The organism is Nocardia sp. NPDC004168, from assembly GCF_040610355.1.
In the GTDB taxonomy this organism is placed as follows: domain Bacteria; phylum Actinomycetota; class Actinomycetes; order Mycobacteriales; family Mycobacteriaceae; genus Nocardia; species Nocardia sichangensis.
Genome location: NZ_JBEXME010000051.1, coordinates 1 through 18,600, shown reverse-complemented (window position 1 = coordinate 18,600; position 18,600 = coordinate 1). Strand labels below are relative to the sequence as shown.

12 protein-coding genes are annotated in these 18,600 nt (G+C 68.9%); 8 read left to right on the top strand and 4 right to left on the bottom strand.

The genetic code is table 11. From position 1 onward, the window contains the following. Positions 1 to 453 precede the first annotated feature (453 nt). Complete coding sequence (locus ABZW96_RS36045; RefSeq protein ID WP_355081196.1) at positions 454 to 1,587, bottom strand: hypothetical protein; 1,134 nt, start codon at positions 1,585 to 1,587, stop codon at positions 454 to 456. A 210-nt stretch (positions 1,588 to 1,797) separates the two neighbouring features. Between ABZW96_RS36045 and ABZW96_RS36040 the strand changes: the two genes are divergently transcribed. After that, a complete protein-coding gene (locus tag ABZW96_RS36040; protein ID WP_355081194.1) occupies positions 1,798 to 1,977 on the top strand; it encodes a hypothetical protein in 180 nt (59 codons plus the stop codon). Positions 1,978 to 2,050: 73 nt separating this feature from the next. On the opposite strand, the gene ABZW96_RS36035 is transcribed toward ABZW96_RS36040, so the two are convergent. The 3 genes from ABZW96_RS36035 to ABZW96_RS36025 all read right to left on the bottom strand — a co-directional run bounded on the left by ABZW96_RS36035 (position 2,051) and on the right by ABZW96_RS36025 (position 4,976). After that, complete coding sequence (locus ABZW96_RS36035; RefSeq protein WP_355081192.1) at positions 2,051 to 2,797, bottom strand: rhomboid-like protein; 747 nt, start codon at positions 2,795 to 2,797, stop codon at positions 2,051 to 2,053. 165 nt (positions 2,798 to 2,962) lie between these two features. Then, on the bottom strand, positions 2,963 to 4,129 hold the full coding sequence (locus ABZW96_RS36030) for a DUF3558 family protein (RefSeq protein ID WP_355081190.1): 1,167 nt from the start codon (positions 4,127 to 4,129) through the stop codon (positions 2,963 to 2,965). 253 nt (positions 4,130 to 4,382) lie between these two features. Beyond that, positions 4,383 to 4,976, bottom strand: coding sequence for a TetR/AcrR family transcriptional regulator (locus tag ABZW96_RS36025; protein ID WP_355081188.1), 594 nt, complete (start codon positions 4,974 to 4,976; stop codon positions 4,383 to 4,385). A 158-nt stretch (positions 4,977 to 5,134) separates the two neighbouring features. On the opposite strand from ABZW96_RS36025, the gene ABZW96_RS36020 reads away from it, so the two are divergent. The 7 genes from ABZW96_RS36020 (at position 5,135) to ABZW96_RS35990 (ending at position 18,377) form a co-directional block, all read left to right on the top strand. Then, positions 5,135 to 6,061 carry a ParB N-terminal domain-containing protein gene (locus tag ABZW96_RS36020; RefSeq protein ID WP_355081186.1) on the top strand — a complete coding sequence of 309 codons (927 nt, stop codon included), beginning with the start codon at positions 5,135 to 5,137 and terminating at the stop codon, positions 6,059 to 6,061. 55 nt (positions 6,062 to 6,116) lie between these two features. Then, positions 6,117 to 8,333 carry an MMPL family transporter gene (locus tag ABZW96_RS36015; RefSeq protein WP_355081184.1) on the top strand — a complete coding sequence of 739 codons (2,217 nt, stop codon included), beginning with the start codon at positions 6,117 to 6,119 and terminating at the stop codon, positions 8,331 to 8,333. A gap of 15 nt (positions 8,334 to 8,348) precedes the next feature. Continuing rightward, positions 8,349 to 9,494: an LLM class flavin-dependent oxidoreductase gene (locus ABZW96_RS36010; protein WP_355081182.1), complete on the top strand. Its 1,146-nt coding sequence runs from the start codon at positions 8,349 to 8,351 to the stop codon at positions 9,492 to 9,494. Between the two features lie 128 nt (positions 9,495 to 9,622). Further along, positions 9,623 to 15,904 (top strand): SDR family NAD(P)-dependent oxidoreductase, encoded by a 6,282-nt coding sequence (locus ABZW96_RS36005; protein ID WP_355081180.1) that lies wholly within the window; start codon positions 9,623 to 9,625, stop codon positions 15,902 to 15,904. Between the two features lie 11 nt (positions 15,905 to 15,915). Then, positions 15,916 to 16,878 carry an AvrD family protein gene (locus ABZW96_RS36000; protein ID WP_355081178.1) on the top strand — a complete coding sequence of 321 codons (963 nt, stop codon included), beginning with the start codon at positions 15,916 to 15,918 and terminating at the stop codon, positions 16,876 to 16,878. A gap of 62 nt (positions 16,879 to 16,940) precedes the next feature. Continuing rightward, positions 16,941 to 17,690 carry an ATP-binding protein gene (locus ABZW96_RS35995; RefSeq protein ID WP_355081177.1) on the top strand — a complete coding sequence of 250 codons (750 nt, stop codon included), beginning with the start codon at positions 16,941 to 16,943 and terminating at the stop codon, positions 17,688 to 17,690. A gap of 9 nt (positions 17,691 to 17,699) precedes the next feature. Next, positions 17,700 to 18,377 carry a class I SAM-dependent methyltransferase gene (locus ABZW96_RS35990; protein ID WP_355081175.1) on the top strand — a complete coding sequence of 226 codons (678 nt, stop codon included), beginning with the start codon at positions 17,700 to 17,702 and terminating at the stop codon, positions 18,375 to 18,377. Positions 18,378 to 18,600 lie beyond the last annotated feature (223 nt).

Here is an 18,600-nt window from a genome sequence, read left to right as displayed (position 1 = left end):
CCCGAACCACTCACCACCACACCAGCAACAACCAAAGCCGAGACCGTTATCGGAGCAGATACACGCATTCGGCCACACCCAATCCTCGACGTCGTCCGCGTCTCGGGACGGATGCACCGCACGGGACAACGGAGTCCTTCTGCCGGGCCGTAACCACGACCCCGGCCCGCTCCCTCTGTGCGAAGCGAACCTTCGATAACATAAGGTACACAATGCCGAGGACATCACGGGTGGGATCACGGAAATTCGCAGTAACTTAGCGCTTCTGGCGACAACCCCTGAAACCAGGGTACCGGCCCGAGCCGCCCCATGCCCGTGCCCGTTTCGTCCGTTGCCATCACAGGCTCGATGAGGTGATCCCTTGGCGCACCGCACTTGTCGGCCGCGGCGGCGTCGCTCGAGCTACTTCTTCGCGAGCCTCCGGCGGCGTGATGCGCGTCGCCTGCACCGAAGTCAGTCTCGCGCCATTCCGGTTCGCGCGACCTCGCTCGGCGCCGCCGCGGTCGCCACGGTGGCCGCGGCGGCACGCTCGGCCTCCTCGACAGTGCAGCGGCCCAGGCCGCACGCCGTCGCCACACCGTAGGCGGATCGACCGGCGGCCGCTTCGAACAAGGCCAGGCTTCGGATACCGTCTTGCGCTTCCACAGGCGACACGACCCCGGCGATGACGCGCCAGTCCGGGTCCAGCCGGCGCAGCGGCCGGTAGAACGCCGGCTCCAGCGGGGCAGGATGAGCACCGTAGGCACAGGGGATGTGCGCGGGTGGCAGCGGCACGGCGCGAGCGCGCAAGTCTCGTGCGACGGTGTTCAACAGCCGCACGGCCGGCGCGAGACTACGCGGGGCGAGAAGTTCTTTGTGCTGGTAGTCGCCGTAGCACAGATGCAGGACGGTTCGCGCGCCGAGATCATGTGCCCGCGCGAGGAAATCGGCCAACTGTCGCGCGACCAGACGCCCGACCGGAGCCTGCGCACCGAATCGCGCCGCCTTCACCAGTGCGAGCTGGGCGATCGGCGACTCCACCTGCCAGGTGATCATGTCGGCGTGCTCGGCGGTGACTCGGGCCATTTCGGCCAGCACGGCCTCCACGAAAACCGGCAGGTTGCGCAGCGCGGGAGTCACCGTCCGGAGGTGGCGCAGCGCGCGCCCGAGCGGAAGACCGTCGGCCACCGCGGCGCCTCCGAACACGAACAACGCCAAGTCCAGCGGATTCGGTTGACTGATCTGCAATCTCGTGTCGGCGAGTTCCGGATGTCGATCCCGCAGCGCGCGAAAGGCGGTGACGGCCGCGCCGATACGGTCGGCGCGATCCATCGCCACGTGCCGGGGTTCGAGGGTGGCGCCAGGGCGAATGCCGTACACGCGCATGTCGGCGTAATCGGCGAAGTCCCCGCTGCGCACCACTTCGAAGACGTCGTCGTGTTTCTCCCGATCCCGCAGGTACTCCACGACCCAGGTGGGATCCAGGTCCCGCGGTACGCCGGTGAGCCGGCGGCCCTGGCTGCGCTGGACGAACCACTCCAGCACGTCACCGTCATCGGTCGTCAATGGTGCGGGCAAGCTGCCCACGAAGTGCACGAGTCGGGTCATCGCCTGTCCAACACGTAGTCCACCCGAACGGATCGGGTGTTCACCTACCGCTCAGGGCCCCGATCCGGCGGCCGCCAAGCAGGATAGGCTGATCGATAGCCAGAAGTTCGCCACTGCTGGGAAGCCGGCGCTGGACTACTGCGGCGGCTTTTCGGAAACGCACCGCGTGGTGCAATAGCGTCTGCCGGAACTACCTGGTAGAACTCGGCCATGGTCGATCGAACGCGATTCGCGCGGTTGGCGCTGGACCAGGTTGCCGCCGAGTTGGACGGCACGGCTCTTCGCGGCGGCTACCTCACCTCGGAACGGATGCGATTCCTCGCGACAAAGGTCCGCGACGCCGGACAGGCCTACGACAAAGCTCTCGAATCGAACGCGGCCCCGGAATAAGCTCCGAAGACTTGCCGACCGCCGATTACGGGAGGCCGGAAGAACGATCCCGGCCGCCCACCCCTTCCCTGCGCTACCCATGCCCGTTCGGCGGAATTCGAGACCCGGTGGCCTGCGCCCGACCGCTCGGCGCTCGGTCGACGTGGATCCGGCGTCGCCAGATATCGGAGGGATTCCAGTCCGGCGCGGTCCGCCCACGCGTGAGGGGGAACGCGGCCAGCCCGATCAGCAGCGCCGAAAAATGCCCGATGCCGGTGAAGGTGGGGTGGATGAGCAGCGGGATGGCGAACCACACCAGGATTCCGCCGAGGTACAGCCACCGCCACGGCCGGGCGACATGGTAGGTCAGGACTCCGATGATCGCGGCGAGGAAGTAACTGACGCCGATATCGCGGACGTCGATCATCCCGGGATCGGCGTAGCCGTGGCGAATCGCCAGGGCCAGGATGCCCTCGCTGAGGTACGTGGCTCCGACGTGCGCGCCCAGACCGACGATCGCCCAGCGCAACGCGCCGAGCCACCGTTCGGCCGGCGCGTGGAAGACGCAGAACAGCACGAAGTAGGGCAGCCAGAAGTAGCCGTCGATCCACAGCAGACTGGTCACGAGGACGTGCACCGGATCGGACTCGAGGTGACGCAGGTTGGTGGAACGCTCACCCAGCAGTCGCTCCAGATCGCCGCGCGGCACCAGGTGCTGGATGATCGTGGTCCCCAGCAGCACAGCCAGCCAGGCGAAGGTCCACGGGGCGGTGCGGACGTACTGCCAGATGGACGCCGTGCGGCTGGGTCGCGTGCCGCCGACGTCGGCTGCTCGAGTCATGGCGCGGCCTTCCCTGTGGAGTCCTCCGCCCGGAGGACGCGACCGCCCGGCAGCATTGCCGACTCGAGACGCGCGCTCCTGGCTCTGCCAGGTGAAACACTACTCTCGGACCGGCTGGAGATCCCGCCGATGACCTGTCCGCGCCCGGGAACCCGCCGAGCGAAGTCAGCCCGCCGCCCGCACGGCGGCGGTGCTGAAATCGCCGACGTCGGCGCAGGCATCGAACGGGAGCGGCGGATAGCTGCCGTCCGTCGGGTGATCGGGATCGCCGTATTGGGCGCCGGGGAGCGCGGTCCAATCGATCGCGAGCCTGATGAGATGACCGTTCAGGCGGCCGTCGCTACTGGGCCGGTAGGTCAGGCTGACGGCACACCGCGACGGCACGGGACCGTACACGGTCGAACGGAGAATTATCCCGCTCAGGCCCGCGGCGCGGTAGGGGCCGCCGTCCAGTCCGGCCGATACCTTCTGCTCCGCGTCCAAGCGGTACTCCAGGTCGACCTGCAAGCTGTATTTCGCGCCCGACTCGCCGAAACTCAACTGGCAGTGATATGGAGCGATCCACCCGACCGAGTTCAGCGTCCAATCGTTGTACCGAGCCTGCACGGCGTCTCTGGCCGCACACGGATCCTTGCCGTACAGCGCCTTCCCATCGGCGGGCTTGCCGCGGGGCGCGAGGGTGTTCAGCCGATCGATGATCTTGCCGACGTAACTCTTCTCCACATCGCATTTCTCGGGCCACGGCGTATTGGCCGGCGCGCCGTCGGGCGGGATCTTGCGCAACCGCAACCGGTGCGCGTAGCCGCTGTTCCCTGCGGGCACGTAGTAGTAGCACGTGTCGGCGGCAGTACGCTCGTCGGCCAAGCGGGACCGGTAGATCGTATGACCGTTGACCGTTTCGGCTTTGTCCCGCGCACGGTCATCGTCGTCGTATACCTCGCCGAGTGACAGTTCGAACAGGTAGAGCGCTTCCTTCGAGCCGGGTTCGCCGACGTGATCGCCCACTCTGAGTTGGCACCCGGTGAGTCCTGGTCCCTCGCGTAGCACCGATTTCGTGCCCAGGTTCATCGATGGCAACGGCTCGATGTCCAGCATCGAGCACGGATCGGCGGCCCGGATTCCGGCCATCAATGGCTCGGCGCCAGGGCTGGTGACGATACGGTCGTGTTCGCCCACCGAACTCACCGTGATCGAGGGCGTGGATGTCGTCGTCGTTCCGGTCGGCGCGCTACTGGTGCTGCTCGGCGCCACCCGATCCTCGGTGACATTCTTTCCGCAACCGGTCACCGCGCTCACCGCGCAGACCATCGTCAACACGGTGGCTGCGGCCAAGCTACGGAGTGTCATCACGTCCCGTCGTAATCTCGCCCAGCTCGGAGCTTTTCATTCTGTCGGTGCTGGGTTCCGGCCATCCAACCCTACAAGCTGTTTCCGAACAACCGACGAGCCGACTGTCGCCGTCCCGTCCGCAGCGCTGCGGACGATCCCGCGATCATGAGCGTCCCGTCGGCAACAAAGGCCTCCACCACGATGTGCGACACTGGAGATATTCAGCCGCAGAGCTTTCCGCGCACTGCCCGACCGTCTAGGTCGACGAGCAGCCGCCCTCGGGCGACTCCGGGGCAAGCGGCCCGGTGCGGTTGGCGGTGAGCATTCGGACGGCCGTGATGCGCAGGTCCGGACGGGGTCGCCGGGCGGTGAGCTCGGCCAGGCAGATCTCGCCGACCATGGCCACCTTCATCCGGGAGGCCGCGTCGGGGTCCGGCCATCCGGCGGCCACCATGTCCGGTCGTCCCACCGCGATGAACAACTCGTGGCGACGGCGGATCTCCTCGCGCAGATCCGGGTCGGTGCGCGCCTGCACCATGAACGCCTCGGTGCCGCGGGCATCGAGACAGGCATCCAGGAATGCGTCCAGGCTGGGGCCGATCCGTTCGATCCCCGGCGGAATCCCGGCCAGCGCCGCGGCCACCGACTGCGACAGCGCGTCGAAGAAGCGGCGGTGCAGCGCGATGACGTAGCTGCGGCGGTTGACGAAGTGGTGATAGAAGGTGCCCTTGGCCATCCCCGCTTCCTCGACCACCGCGTTGATCGAGAGACGGTGCAGCCCTTCGCGTTCCGCCACCACGGTGCCCGCGATGAGCAGCGCCGTGCGACCGGGGTCGGCAATGACTGTCATGTTTCCGAATTCTCCCCACTCTTTCTGAAAAGCCTAGTGTCGTGCACCGGCCGCACCTACGCTGTGACCGATCGGTCGGTCGAAGCCTAGCTGGGTTCCGGATGGGCCATCGGGTCATCGAGGACCGATCTGATTCCGGGCGACCCTGGGGGTTCGAAATGTCCGCTGAGTTTAAATTGGTGAGCGGCGATGTGGTGCCGCTGGCGTCGAACGCGTGCTATCTCGTATCGATCGACGACCTGTTGCCCGCGGATTCGCCGCGGTCCAACGGAGAGGATCGCAGGCATATCGCGCGACTGGCCGAGAGCGATACCGAATTACCGCCGATTCTGGTGCATCGCAGCACCATGCGCGTCATCGACGGAATGCATCGGTTGCGCGCCGCGCAATGGCTCGGACGCGAGCACATCGACGTCGTGTTCTTCGACGGGACACCGGCCGAGGCCTTTCTGCGCGGAGTCGAGCTCAATACGACACACGGTCTGCCGCTGACACTTTCGGACCGCAAAGCGGCGGCCGAACGGATCATCGAGACGATGCCGGAATTGTCCGATCGAGCCATCGCGTCCACCGCGGGACTGTCCGCGCGCACGGTGGCCACGATTCGCCAACGTTCGAGTGCGGAAATTCCGCAGTCGAACATCCGCGTCGGCGCCGACGGCAGGCGCAGGCCGATGGACCGCGCGCAGCGCAGGCGCCGGGTCGCCGAGCTGCTGGCGGCCTCGCCGGACATGCCGCTGCGCGCGCTGGCCGCCGCGGCCGAGGTATCCATCAGCACGGCACACGCCATCCGCAAACGCCTGCGCGAGACCGGGTCCTGCGATCGCGACAACACCGCGGAACAGCCCGAGGGCAGCGCGCTGCTGCTGCAACAGCTCACCCGCGACCCGGCCATGCGGCACAGCCAGCAGGGCCGTGACCTGCTGCGCTGGCTGCACACCCATTCGATGCAGCGCGAAGTGTGGACCACGCTGGTGGCCACGGTCCCACCGCATTGCATCCCGGCCGTCGCCGAACTCGCCAGCCGCAATGCCAAGGAATGGCGAGCGCTGGCCAGCTACATCGATCCCGGCGCCGCCGAATAGCGCCCGGCCGCATCGGCATTCGCCACCGCCGGAGTTCGAGAAAAGGTCATTCATCATGCTTGTTGGTCTCGCACGCCTGGCAACCCGGCGCCCGCGATCCATCCTGTACGGCGCGCTGCTCATCGGGATCGTCTGCGTCGGGCTCGGCTGGTCGGCGCCCGCCCACCTGAAGTCCGGCGGTTACATCCCGTCCGACACCGAATCCACCGAGGTCGCGGCGTTCCTCGATCGCGAATTCCCGGGTGCGGCACCGAATCTCGTGCTGCTGGTCACCGCGCCCGACGGGCTGGACAGCCCCGCGGCCCGCACGGTCGGCGAGCGCCTGGCCGCGGATCTGCGCGTCCGCGACGAGGTCGACGCGGTCCAGTCCTACTGGGAGCTCCCGCCGGATCTGCGGCAAGGGCTGCGCGGCAACGACGGCCGCGCCGGCCTTGTCCTGGCTCATGTCACCGGCGACGACACCGACGCGCCGAAACGGGCGGGCGCCATCGCCGAACACGTGAGCGGCGACTTCGACGGCGTCTCCGTGCGGGCGGGCGGCCAGGCGGTGGCGTTCGACGAGATGAGTCATCAGATCGTCACCGATCTCCTGGTCACCGAGGCGATCGCGATACCGCTGACCGGCCTGGCCCTGATCCTGGTCTTCGGCAGCCTGACCGCCGCGCTGATCCCGCTGTCGGTCGGGGTGTTCAACGTCTTCGCGACGCTGCCGATCCTGCGGCTGCTCACCGAGGTCGGCGACGTGTCGATCTTCGCGCTGAACATGATGAGCGCGCTGGGTTTCGCGGTCGCGATCGATTCGAGCCTGTTCATGGTCAGCAGGTTTCGTGAGGAACTCGCCGCAGGGCACGACACCGGCTCCGCGGTCTCGCGCACGGCGCGCACCGCGGGCCGCACCGTGCTGTTCTCCGGTGTGGTGATCGCGCTGTCGCTGTCGACGCTGCTGGTCTTCCCGCTGTATTTCCTGCGGTCGCTGGCCTATGCGGGGCTGGCGGTGCTCGGCGCGGCCGTATTCACCACGCTGCTGCTGGTGCCCGCCGCGCTCGCGCTGCTCGGCCCCCGCGTCGACGCGTTCGACCTGCGGGTGCTCCTGCGCCGCCGACTCCGGCGGCCGCAACCCGAGCCCGTCGAGGTCACCGCAGGCAGGTGGTATCGCCTGATGCAGTTGGTCATGCGCCGCCCGGTGGTGGCCGCGCTCTCGGTGATCGCCTTGTTGCTGGTGCTGGGTTCGCCGTTTCTGTCCATCCGGTTCGGCGCCGCCGACGACCGGGTCATCGCGGGGGCGTCCAGCCACGTGGTCGGCGACGCCTTGCGCACCGGTTTCCGGGAGAACGCCATGGCCGGTGTGGTCGTGGCCATGCCCGGGTACCGGGGCGGCGACGCCGACATCGCGGACTACGCGGAGCGTTTGTCACGAGTGGAGCACGTGACGTCCGTGCTCTCCGCGGCCGGCGTCTACGCAGGCGGGCTGAAAGTGGCCTCCGCGCCGCCCGGGATGCGCGACGACGCGGGCACGTACCTGCGGGTGGGCACCCGGCTCGACCCGTACTCCCCTGCCGCGATCGATCAGCTCGACCAGGTGCGCGCGGTCCCCGCACCGGGCCGGGCGCTGCTCGGTGGCGCGGCGGCCGAAAGTGTCGACTCGCTCGACGCGCTCGCGGCGAAAGTGCCGGTGGCCGTCTTCGTGATCGTGCTGTCGACGCTGGTGGTGCTGTTCTTCTTCACCGGCAGCGTGCTGCTGCCGATCAAAGCGCTGCTGCTCAACACGCTTTCGCTGGCGGCGACCTTCGGCGCCATGGTCTGGATCTTCCAGGAAGGGCACCTTGCGGGCCCGCTCGGCTTCACCCCGACGGGCTACCTCGTGCCGACCATGCCGATCCTCATGTTCTGCATCGCCTTCGGCGTCTCGATGGACTATGAGGTGTTCCTGTTGTCCCGGATTCGCGAGGAGTGGCTGTCCTCCGGCGACAACACCCGCGCGGTGGCGACCGGCGTCGCGCGCACCGCGCGGATCTTCACGGCGGCCGCCTGCCTGATGGCGATCGCCTTCGCGGGCATGGTGACCTCGCACGTGTCGTTCATCCAGCTGTTCGGCCTCGGCCTGACCCTGGCCGTGCTCAGCGACGCGACATTGATCCGCGGCGTGCTCGCGCCCGCCCTGATGCGCCTGCTCGGCGCGGCCAACTGGTGGGCCCCGCGTCGGCTCGCCCGGTGGCACGAACGTATCGAAATCACCGAGACCAGCGCAGCTCTCGAGCCAGTACCCAAGTAGTGCGATAGGAACAACATGGCGAAATTCCGCACAGGCGTGATGGATTCCGGCGTCTACACCCGGTTCGCGCCCGATCTGCAATTTCGCGGCAGCCGCTCGGTGGCGATGGCGGGCGGGGCGGACTCGCTCTGGGTGACCGACCATTTGCCCTCGATCCTGCCCGCCTCGATCTGGAAACCGCGGCACGTCGGCATCACCCGGCTCGCACCGCACGCCGACGGCATCTACGAACCGTGGACGGCGCTGGGCTATCTCGCCGCGCAGAACCGCTTCGCCCGCCTACGGCTCGGCGTCGGCGTCACCGACGCGGGCCGCCGCAATCCCGCCGTGACCGCGCAGGCCGCGGCCACGCTGCACCAATTGAGCGGGGGCCGCGCCATTCTCGGCATCGGCACCGGCATACGGGACAACAACGAGCCCTACGGCGTGGACTGGTCGGCTCCGGTCGGACGGTTCGAGGAGGCGCTGGCGACCATCCGGGCCCTGTGGGATTCCCACGGCAGCCTGGTCACCAGGGATTCCCCGTATTTCCCCTTGCGCGACGCGGTCTTCGACGTGCCGCCGTACCGGGGCACCCGTCCGGAGATCTGGGTCGCCGCCGGGGGCCCGCGCATGCTGCGGGCCGCCGGGCGCTACGCCGACGTGTGGTTCCCCGGCTTCGCGCAGCGCCCACACGAATACCGGCATCGCCTCGACCTGGTTCGCACCGCGGCCTCCGACGCGGGCCGCGACCCGTCGTCGGTCGCGCCGGCCGCCGTGTTCAGCGTGCTCACCGCCGCCCGTCCCGGGCAGGTGGACGCGCTCGTCGAGAGCGTGGGCGCGCGGGCGCTGACCCTGTGCGCCCCCGGGGAGATGTGGACCAGGCACGGCGCGACCCACCCGCTGGGCGAGGACTTCACCGGCCTGCAGGACTACCTGCCACAGACGTTGGACGAGCGCACCGTCCTGGACTACATCGAGAAGGTCCCGGCCGCACTGGTACGGGAATTCTGTCTGGCCGGAACGCCGGACGAGATCGTCGAGCAACTCGCGCACTGGCGCGACCACGGTCTGCGCTATGCCGTGCTCATGAATCTCAGCGCAATTCATCCGAGCATCACACGAGGGATGTTTTCGAACGCGCCCCTGGTGGCGACGTTACGTAAATTGAAACGTCTGTAACACAAGACAATTGACGGCCGAGCCGCCCGAGCAATAGCATGCATTCGAGCGAAGGAGCTCGTCACAATATTTGTGCTGCTGCGGTCGGGGGGCTCAGCATGGTCCCGCATTCAAGGCCAGGAGAAATAATGGTCGACATTGCAATAGTGGGTATCGGCTGCCGGTTTCCAGGCGGTGTATTCGATGCGGAAAGCTACTGGAATTTTCTGTTGAACAAAGGCGACGGGATCGTCGATATCCCGCCGGACCGTTGGAGTATCGAAAAGTACTACGACCCGGATCCGGACGCGCCGGGTCGTATGTACACGCGGCGCGGCGGATTTCTCACCCAGCCGCTGTGGGATTTCGACGCCGACTTCTTCGGCATCGCCCAGAAGGAGGCCGCGATCCTCGACCCCCAGCAGCGGCTGCTGCTCGAGGTGACCTGGGAGGCGCTCGACGACGCGGGTATGGCCGGCCGGGTCTCCGGCCACCGGGTCGGCGTCTATGTCGGCGGCTTCATCCTCGACAACGTGCTCGGGCGCAGCGGTCCGCTGGTCCGCTCGGCGATCACCAGCCACACCGCGATGAGCGCCTCGCACACGTTGTTGTCCAACCGCATCTCCTATCTGCTCGACCTGCACGGCCCGAGCCTGACGGTCGACACCGCCTGCTCGTCCTCGCTGGTGGCCACGCATCTGGCGGTGCAGGCGATCGCCAACGGCGAGTGCGAGATCGCGCTGGTCGGCGGGGCGAACGCGATGCTGCAGCCGGAGACGTTCATCTCGATGTGCAAAGGCCGGTTCCTGGCGGTCGACGGTCGCTGCAAGACCTTCGACGCCGCCGCCGACGGCTACGGCCGGGCCGAGGGCGCGGGCGCGGTGCTGCTCAAACCGCTGGACGTCGCACAGCGCGACAACGACCGCGTCTACGCCGTCATCCGCGCGACGGGGGTCAACCAGGACGGCCGCACCATGGCCATACCGGTGCCGAATCCCGTTGCGCAGGAACAACTCGCTCGCCAGGTGCGCGACGACGCGGGTGTCGCGGCGCACGAAGTGAGCTACCTCGAGGCGCACGGCACCGGCACCGCGGTCGGCGATCCGATCGAGCTGTCCGCGCTGGGCGCGGTGTACGGCGCGGTGGACGGCCGCGGCGAACCGGTGCCGGTCGGCTCGGTGAAGAACAATTTCGGGCACACCGAGGCCGCGGCCGGGGTCGCGAGTCTGATCAAGGCCGCGCTCACCCTGCACCACCGCACGGTCGCGCCCCAATTCGAGCTGATCACGCCGAATCCGGCGATCGAGTTCGACGAGCTACGACTACGGGTGCCGCTGAGCGCCGAACCGCTGTCCGCGGCGCCTGGGAAGGGTGTGGTCGCGGTCAACGGCTTCGGCTACGGCGGCACCAACGCCCACGCCGTACTCGTCGAAGCGCCGCAGGCGGCCGCACGAACCGAGGACGAGCGCCCGGTACCGCGGGTGCTGCCGATCTCCGGCCGCCACGACACCGCCGTGCGCACGCTCGCCGGTGAACTCGCCGACGCGCTCGACCGGCATCCCGCCGAGTCGGTGACCGCGGCCGCCTGGACCCGCCGCGCCCACCACCCGCTGCGGGTCGGCTTCGCCTACGACGACGCCGACGATCTGCGCACCCAGTTGCGCGCCTTCGCCGCCGGAGAGGGTCGCGCCCCGTCCCGGATCATCGGCGACGGAGAGGTCGAACCCGTCTTCGTCTTCAGCGGAATGGGCCCGCAGTGGTGGGGCATGGGCCGCGAGCTGCTCACCACCGACAGCACGTTCGCCAAGGTCGCCAGGGAGATCGACCGTGAGTTCGTCTCGATCGCGGGCTGGTCGATCCTGGACGAGATGCTCGCCGACGAGGACGGCTCGCGGATCATGCAGACCGCGTACGCCCAGCCCGCCAACTTCGTGCTGCAGGCCGCGCTGACCGCCGAACTGGCCGAGTACGGCGTGTATCCGGCGGTGGTCGTCGGGCACAGCGTCGGCGAGGTCACCGCCGCGTACGTGTCCGGCGCGCTCTCGCTTCGCGACGCGCTCACCGTCAGCTATCACCGCGCGCGACTGCAGGCGACCACCGCGGGCACCGGCGGCATGCTCGCGTTGGGCATGTCCGAGAGCGAAGCGCGCGAGTTGCTCGCCCGCACCGACAGCATCTCGATCGCCGCGGTGAACAGCCCCGGCGCGGTCACCCTCGCCGGCGACAGCCAGGACCTCGAACTGCTGCGCGACACGCTTTCTGCCACCGGCACATTCGCGCGCAGCCTGCGGGTCGAGGTGCCGTACCACAGCCATCTGATGGACCCGATTCTCGACGATCTGCGGGACGCGCTGGCCCAACTGGCGCCGCGAGACGCGAAACTCACCACGTACTCCACCGTGACCGCCGCCGAGATCGCGGGCACGGACTGGGACGCGGACTACTGGTGCCGCAACGTCCGCGAGCCGGTCCGGTTCGCCGACGCCATCGGAGCGCTGGTCGACGCGGGTCACCGGGTCTTCCTCGAGGTGGGCCCGCATCCGGTGCTCAGCGGCAACATCCGCGAGATGCTGATCCATCGTGGCGTGATCGGCGCCGCGGTGACCACGCTCTCGCGCGATCTGCGCGATCGCAACAACGTGCTGCGCGCCGTCGCGGACCTGTATGTCGCGGGCTCGCTGGACGGTTCGGCCGTGCCGGGCCGTCCGGACTCGATCGTCGAGCACCTCGACCTGCCCGCCTACCCGTGGCAGCGCAAGCGGGTCTGGCACGACGAGGCGGTGACCCTGCTCGATCGCCTGGGCAGGCCGGACGGCTACGCGCTGCTGGGCGATCCCACGACGGCGGGGAGCCCGGAATGGGAGGTGCAACTCTCGGTGTCGCGGCTGCCTTGGCTACGCGACCACGTCGTGACGGGACATGTCGTGCTGCCCGGCGCGGCCTATCTCGATGCCGCGCTCAGCGCCGCCGTCGAGCGCACCGGACGCACGAGCCTCGGCCTCGAGTCGGTGGAATTCGTCGCGCCGCTGGTGATCGACGAGCACGACATCCCGGTACTGCGGGTGAGCGTGGAGGAGTCGACCAAGCTCTTCCAGATCCGCTCACGCTCGGCCACCGCCGCCACCTGGACGCTCAACGCCCACGGCAGGCTCATCGAAGCCGATTTCACCGCCGCGGTCGTGGATGTCGACGCCCCCGAGCACGCCGTCACCGTCGCGGGCCCGGATCTGTATCGCGGTCTGGCGGCGCGTGGGCTGGACTACGGTCCCGCCTTCCAGCGCATCGTGTCGGCCGTCGTCGGCGCGGACGCGGTGGTCGCCTCGCTCGCGCCGATCGAGGAGGAGACGCCGATCCGGCACCTGGCCCACCCGGCCCTCGTCGACGCCGCGTTGCAGTGCGTCGCCGCGCTGGCAGCGGACTCGGACACCGACGTGGCGATCGTGCCTGCCGCCATCGCCGGGGTGCGCAGGCTGGGCCCGCTGCCGGAGCGACCTCGTGTCGTGGTGACCCGGCGCGGAGTCGACCCGCTGCGCGCCGACATCGCGATCGTCGGCGAACAGGGCGAGGCGGCCATGCGGCTGCTCGGCGTCGAGTTCCGTCCGGTCAGCGCGGCGATCGATGTCACCCATCAGCTGGATCGCGTTTTCTACCAACCGCTCTGGGAGATCGTCGAGACACCGTCCGGTGCGCGGCCCGCCGAGGAGGAGGCCGTGGTCGCCGTCTGCGTCGGCGCGGACGCCGCCGACCGTGCGGCGTCGCTGCTGGGCGAGCGGACCGCCGTCACCGTCGTGCTCGCCGACCCCGAAACCGACGACAACGACGAGCGCCTGCGGCTGGCACTGCGCTCATCCGAGGGCGTACCGATCGCCGAACGGATCCGGGTGGTCAGCGTGTTCGGCGACGCGTTCGACGGGTCGCGCAACGTCTACTGGCTCGCGCGTGTGGCCAATGCGGTCGAGCATCTGCTCGCCGACGCGCCGCAGGTCCGGGTCCGCAGCGTCGTCGTCACCGAGGACGCGCTGTGCACGCCCGCCGACAGCGCCGCCAAGGTGGCGCACGGCGCACTGGTGGGGGCGCGGCGCGCGCTGCTCAACGAACAACCCGCGGCGGGCTGGCGGCTGGTCGACGCGTCCTCGCGCTCGGGAACGCCGCTGGCGGATCTCGTCTTCGCCGACGACGTGCTCGACGAGATCGGTGTGCGGGGAACCGATCACTGGGCGGTGCGGCTGGACCGGAATTTTGGCACGTATCTCGACGAGCGCAACCGGGCCACCCCGCTGTCGGATCCGGAAGCCTCGTTCGTGGTGGAGATTCCCAAGTCGCGGCTGATGTCGGATCTGGCGTTGCGCGAGACCGAGCGGGTCGCGCCGGGACCCGGCGAGATCGAGATCCGGATGGAAGCGGCCGGGCTGAATTACAAGGACGCGATGAAGGTCATCGGCGTGCTCACCGAAAAGGAGCTCGCGGGCACGTATTTCGGCACGACGGTCGGTATGGAGGGCTCCGGTGTGGTCGAGCGTGTCGGCCCCGGCGTCACCGATGTCGCGGTCGGCGACCGGATGATGGTGTGTGCCCGCGACATCCTCCGCAAGTACGTCACCATGCCCGCCGACGCGGGCGCGACCATGCCGCACCGGCTGCTACCCGGCGAGGACTACGATCCGTTGACCTGCGGATCCGGGTTGCCTTATCTCACTGCAGAATTCGGATTGCGGACGCTGGCGCGCCTGCGGCCGGAGGAGACCGTGCTCGTGCACGGCGCGGCGGGCGGCATGGGCATGGCCGCGGTGCAGGTCGCGCTGGACATCGGCGCCACCGTGATCGCGACGGCGGGCACGCCCGAGCGGCGCGCGCAGGTGCGCGCGCTCGGCGCGCACCACGTGTTCGAGTCGCGGTCGGCCGACTTCGTCGACCAGATCGCCGATCTCACCGGCGGCCGCGGCGTCGACGTCGTCTACAGTTCGGCGCCCGGCGAGATCCTGCGCCAGAACTTCCGGGTGGCCGCGGAATTCGGCCGCGTCGTCGACATCGGCAAGGCCGACATCTACACCGGCGGCGTCATCGATCTGGGGCCGTTCGACCGCAACCTCACGTTCTTCTCCGTCGACATGGACCGCGCGCTGGCCCACGATCCCGAACTGCTGCGCACGCCGATGCGCGCCAGCCACGCGGCATTGCGCGCGGGCGCCTACCGATACCTGCCGCACACGGCCTATCCGGTGTCGGAGCTGGCCTCGGCGTTCGAGTCCGTCGCACGATCCGATCAGATCGGCCGGGTTGTGCTGGACCTGCGCGAGGAACAGCCGATGGTGCGCCCGAGACTCGCCCACCCCCGGATCGACCCGGACGGCTGCTATCTGGTGACCGGCGGCTTCGGCGGCTTCGGCCTGGCCACCGCCCGGTGGCTGGTCGCCGAGGGCGCACGGAAGCTGGTGCTGGTCGGCCGCAGCGGCGCGTCCACCCCGCAGGCCCGGCAGCAGGTTGCGGCGTTCACCGCGGCGGGCGTGACGGTGCTCGAGGAGCGGGTGGACGTCGCCGACTACGCCGCGACGGCCGCGTTGGTGGATCGCATCCGGTCGGTCGCGCCGCTGCGCGGGATCTTCCACGCGGCGGGAGTGGTGAACAACCTGCCGATCCCGCAGATCACCCGGGAATCGCTCGACGAGCTGTTCGCCAAGGTGCGCGGAGCGCAGCATCTGGACCGGGCGGTCGAGGAGGCGGGCATCGAGCTGGACATGTTCGTGCTGTACTCCTCGATCAGCGCGCTGGGCTGCATCACCCCGCAGATCGGCTATGCCGCCGCCAACGCCGCCCTGGACGCGCTCGCCGCCGACCGCCGTGCCCGTGGCGCCGCGGCACTGGCGGTGAACTGGGGCTTCATGAGCGGCGGCGGCATGGCCGACAAGACCGAGGCGCTGGTGGACTACGTGAAGTCGATCGGTTTCCTGCCCATCGACATGGACCGGGCCACCGCTCTGCTGCGCGAATGCCTGGCGCTGGACACCACCCAGGTCGCGGTGGCGGACATCGACTGGACGGTGTGGTCGCGGGTGGCCCGGCCGTCCACCGACACCCGTCGCTTCCGGCAGCTGCTCACCGACATCGGCGTCGGCGGCGAGGCCGGCGGCGCGCTGCGTACCGAAATCCTCACGCTGCCCGCCGAACAGCGCGCCGACTTCGTCGCCCAGCGCCTCGCCGATCAGCTCGCGGTGGTGCTCGGCGTGAACACCGACGCCATCAACATCGACGAGCCGGTCACCGACCTCGGCATGGACTCGCTCATGGCGATGGAATTCGGGGCCCGCACCGAGAAGGAACTCGACGTCAAGATCTCCGCGCTCGAACTCAGCCGGGGCCTGTCGCTGCGCGGCATCGGCGCCAAGGTGGTCAGCCAGTTCGCCGAGCCCGCCCAGGCGCAGGCCGCGGCATGAAAGGCACCGACATGTCCACCGAACTCATCGCTTACGCCGATATCGACACCGTGCTGGGGCACCGCGACGGGCGCTTCTTCGGCGAGGGCTACAAGCGGATCACCCACCGCATCTTCGACATCACCCTCGACCGCGACGCGCAGGACCGTCCCCGGCTGACGGCGACCGCGGGAGTGCACTATCCGCTGGACTGGTCGCGCAAGAGCACCCGCGTGCTGGTCCCGCACGTGAGCAGCATCGATTGCTCGATCTTCGGCTACCGGCTGCTCGAGGTGATCCTGCGCGAGTGCTACGGGCTCACCGACAGCGAGATCCGTTCGTGCTGGGTTCCTTTCGTCCAGTTCAGCAGTGGGACCATCGCGACGGAGTCGCTGGAGGAGTTCCCGATCAGCGCGACGGTGGTCGCGGTGGAGGGCGACACGATCAGCATCACCGGGGCGCTGGGCGGCGGTATGAGCCTGGAGGCCACCGTGGCGTTGCCCGCGCCACCGCGTCCGGCCCAGGCCGCACGGCACACCGTGCACGAGACAGGCCGGGGGTACTTCCACGGCGGGGTGTACGCCCGCGGACAGTACCTGCGCAATGTCGTCGTCTCCGACGGCGGCAGCCGGGCGCAGGCCGATTTCGCGCTCGCGGAACCGGATCCGGCCGGGCCGTGGCACGGTGTGGCCGACGCCTACCAGCCCTCGGTCACGCTGGTCGACGCGACGGTGATCCTGGCGCAGCTGTCCCAGGTCGTGCTCTACGAACTGGACAACATCGCGCGCAAGGACAGCGAGACGCTGTGGATGCGCCGGATGACCGCCCGCGCGTCCGCTCCCCCGGCACCGTTCACCTCGGGCACCGCGACCACGCACATGGCGCGATCGATGGTCCTCGCCTTCGGCGGCGGCGACTGGCGCATCTCCAGCTGGGCGTCGGACTTCGCCGGGTGCGAGATCCGATACGACCTCGCGCACCGACTGCCCGCCTAACCCGCGCAATTCCGAACGTTCAGAAAGGCACCCCCATGTCGGGAAACAATTATCGACGCATCGTGATATCCGGGACCTACTCGACCGGAAAGACCACGACCTCCACGGCGCTGTCCCTGCTGACCGGGATTCCCCGGGTGGACGCCTCGTCCGCGCGCGAAGTGGTCACCGAGCTCTATCCGGGCATGCGGTTCCAGGACCTGAGCACCACCGAACTGATGGCGCTCGGCTTCCGCAGGCTGGAGTTGCGCATCCAGGCCGAGGCGATCCTCGATGCCCAGGGCGGATTCATCGCCGACGGTTCGGTGCTCAACGAGTGGGTCTACGGCACCACGCGGCTGATCACCGGCCCGAACCCCGGGTCGACCCGGTGGCACAAGGCCGTCAAGAACACCCTCACCCTGCCCGGCCGGCCGTTCTACCGCCGCTACCTCAACGCCTACGGCGATATGGCCCGGCAGCGGGCCCGGCAGAACTACGACATCTTCTTCCACCTTCCGGTGGAGGTGCCGATGGATCCCGACGGCCACCGGCCGGTCGACGAGCGCTACCGCGCCATCTCCGATCGGCAACTGCTGCACGCGATCAGCGAGCTCGGGCAGCCGGTGGTGACGGTGCGCGGCACCCCCGAACAGCGCCTGGAATCCATCGTCTCGATGCTCGACATCCCCACCGTGATGGACATCGACGTCGCGGTGAAGGAGGCGATGGAGATCGTGCGCAGCAGCCGCGAGCGGGTTCAGGAAACGATCATCTCCCAGGCACAACCGAACACTCTCGGCCGCAAGATCAAGTTCGCCACCCGCGTTTAGGAGCACGCCATGACCGTCCTGCTGGACAAGACCAAACGCTACAACCCGATCGACTCGTGGTTCTACGACAACTTCATCTCCGATGCCGTACGGGAGATGACCCCGACCCTGTTCGACGACATCGTCGCCCAGCTCGACGACGGCGCCCAGGTGCTCGACGTCGGTTGCGGCGGTGGGCAACTCGCGGTCGGGCTGGCCACCGCCGGGACCACGTTGCGGCTGACCGGCATCGATCTGTCCCCGCAGCAGGTGCGCAGGGCACGCAAGCGCGGCGCGGCGCTGGGCAGCCGGATCCAGTTCCGGGAAGGCTCGGCGATGGACCTGCCGTTCCCCGACGCCGCCTACGACGCGGTGATCAGCTCCGGCTCGATCAAGCACTGGCCGAATCAGCGCAAGGGTCTCGCGGAGATGATCCGGGTGCTGCGGCCGGGCGGTCTGCTGCTGGTGATCGAGGCGGATCGAGGCTGCACCTTCGAGGACGCGCGGTCGTTCGTCGACCGCTGGAAGCTGCCGCAGCCGATGGCGCGCGCCTGCCTGCCGTTCTTCCGCACCTACATCGCCGGCTACGGCATCGACCTGGAGGACGGCCGCGAGCTGGTGGCCGATCTCCCGGTCACCGAGGCGACGGTGCGGCGCATCTCGGGCGAGCCCGGTATTCAGATCACCGCGCGCAAACTGGACGAGTGAACACGGCTCCCGTCGGCGAATCCTGCCGGTGATCGAGCCGGGCGGCGGCACGGCCGAGACGCCGCCCGGCTCGACCCGGTGTTCTCACGAGCGCCGTCCGCGCTGGGGCTTGCGTGCGGCTTCGTCGGCTACCTGAGCCTGCCGTTCGGCGGGCACCAAGGCGCGGATGTCCTCTCGGGAGCCGATCATCAGTTTCGCCAGGATCGAGCTCATCTGGGCGTCG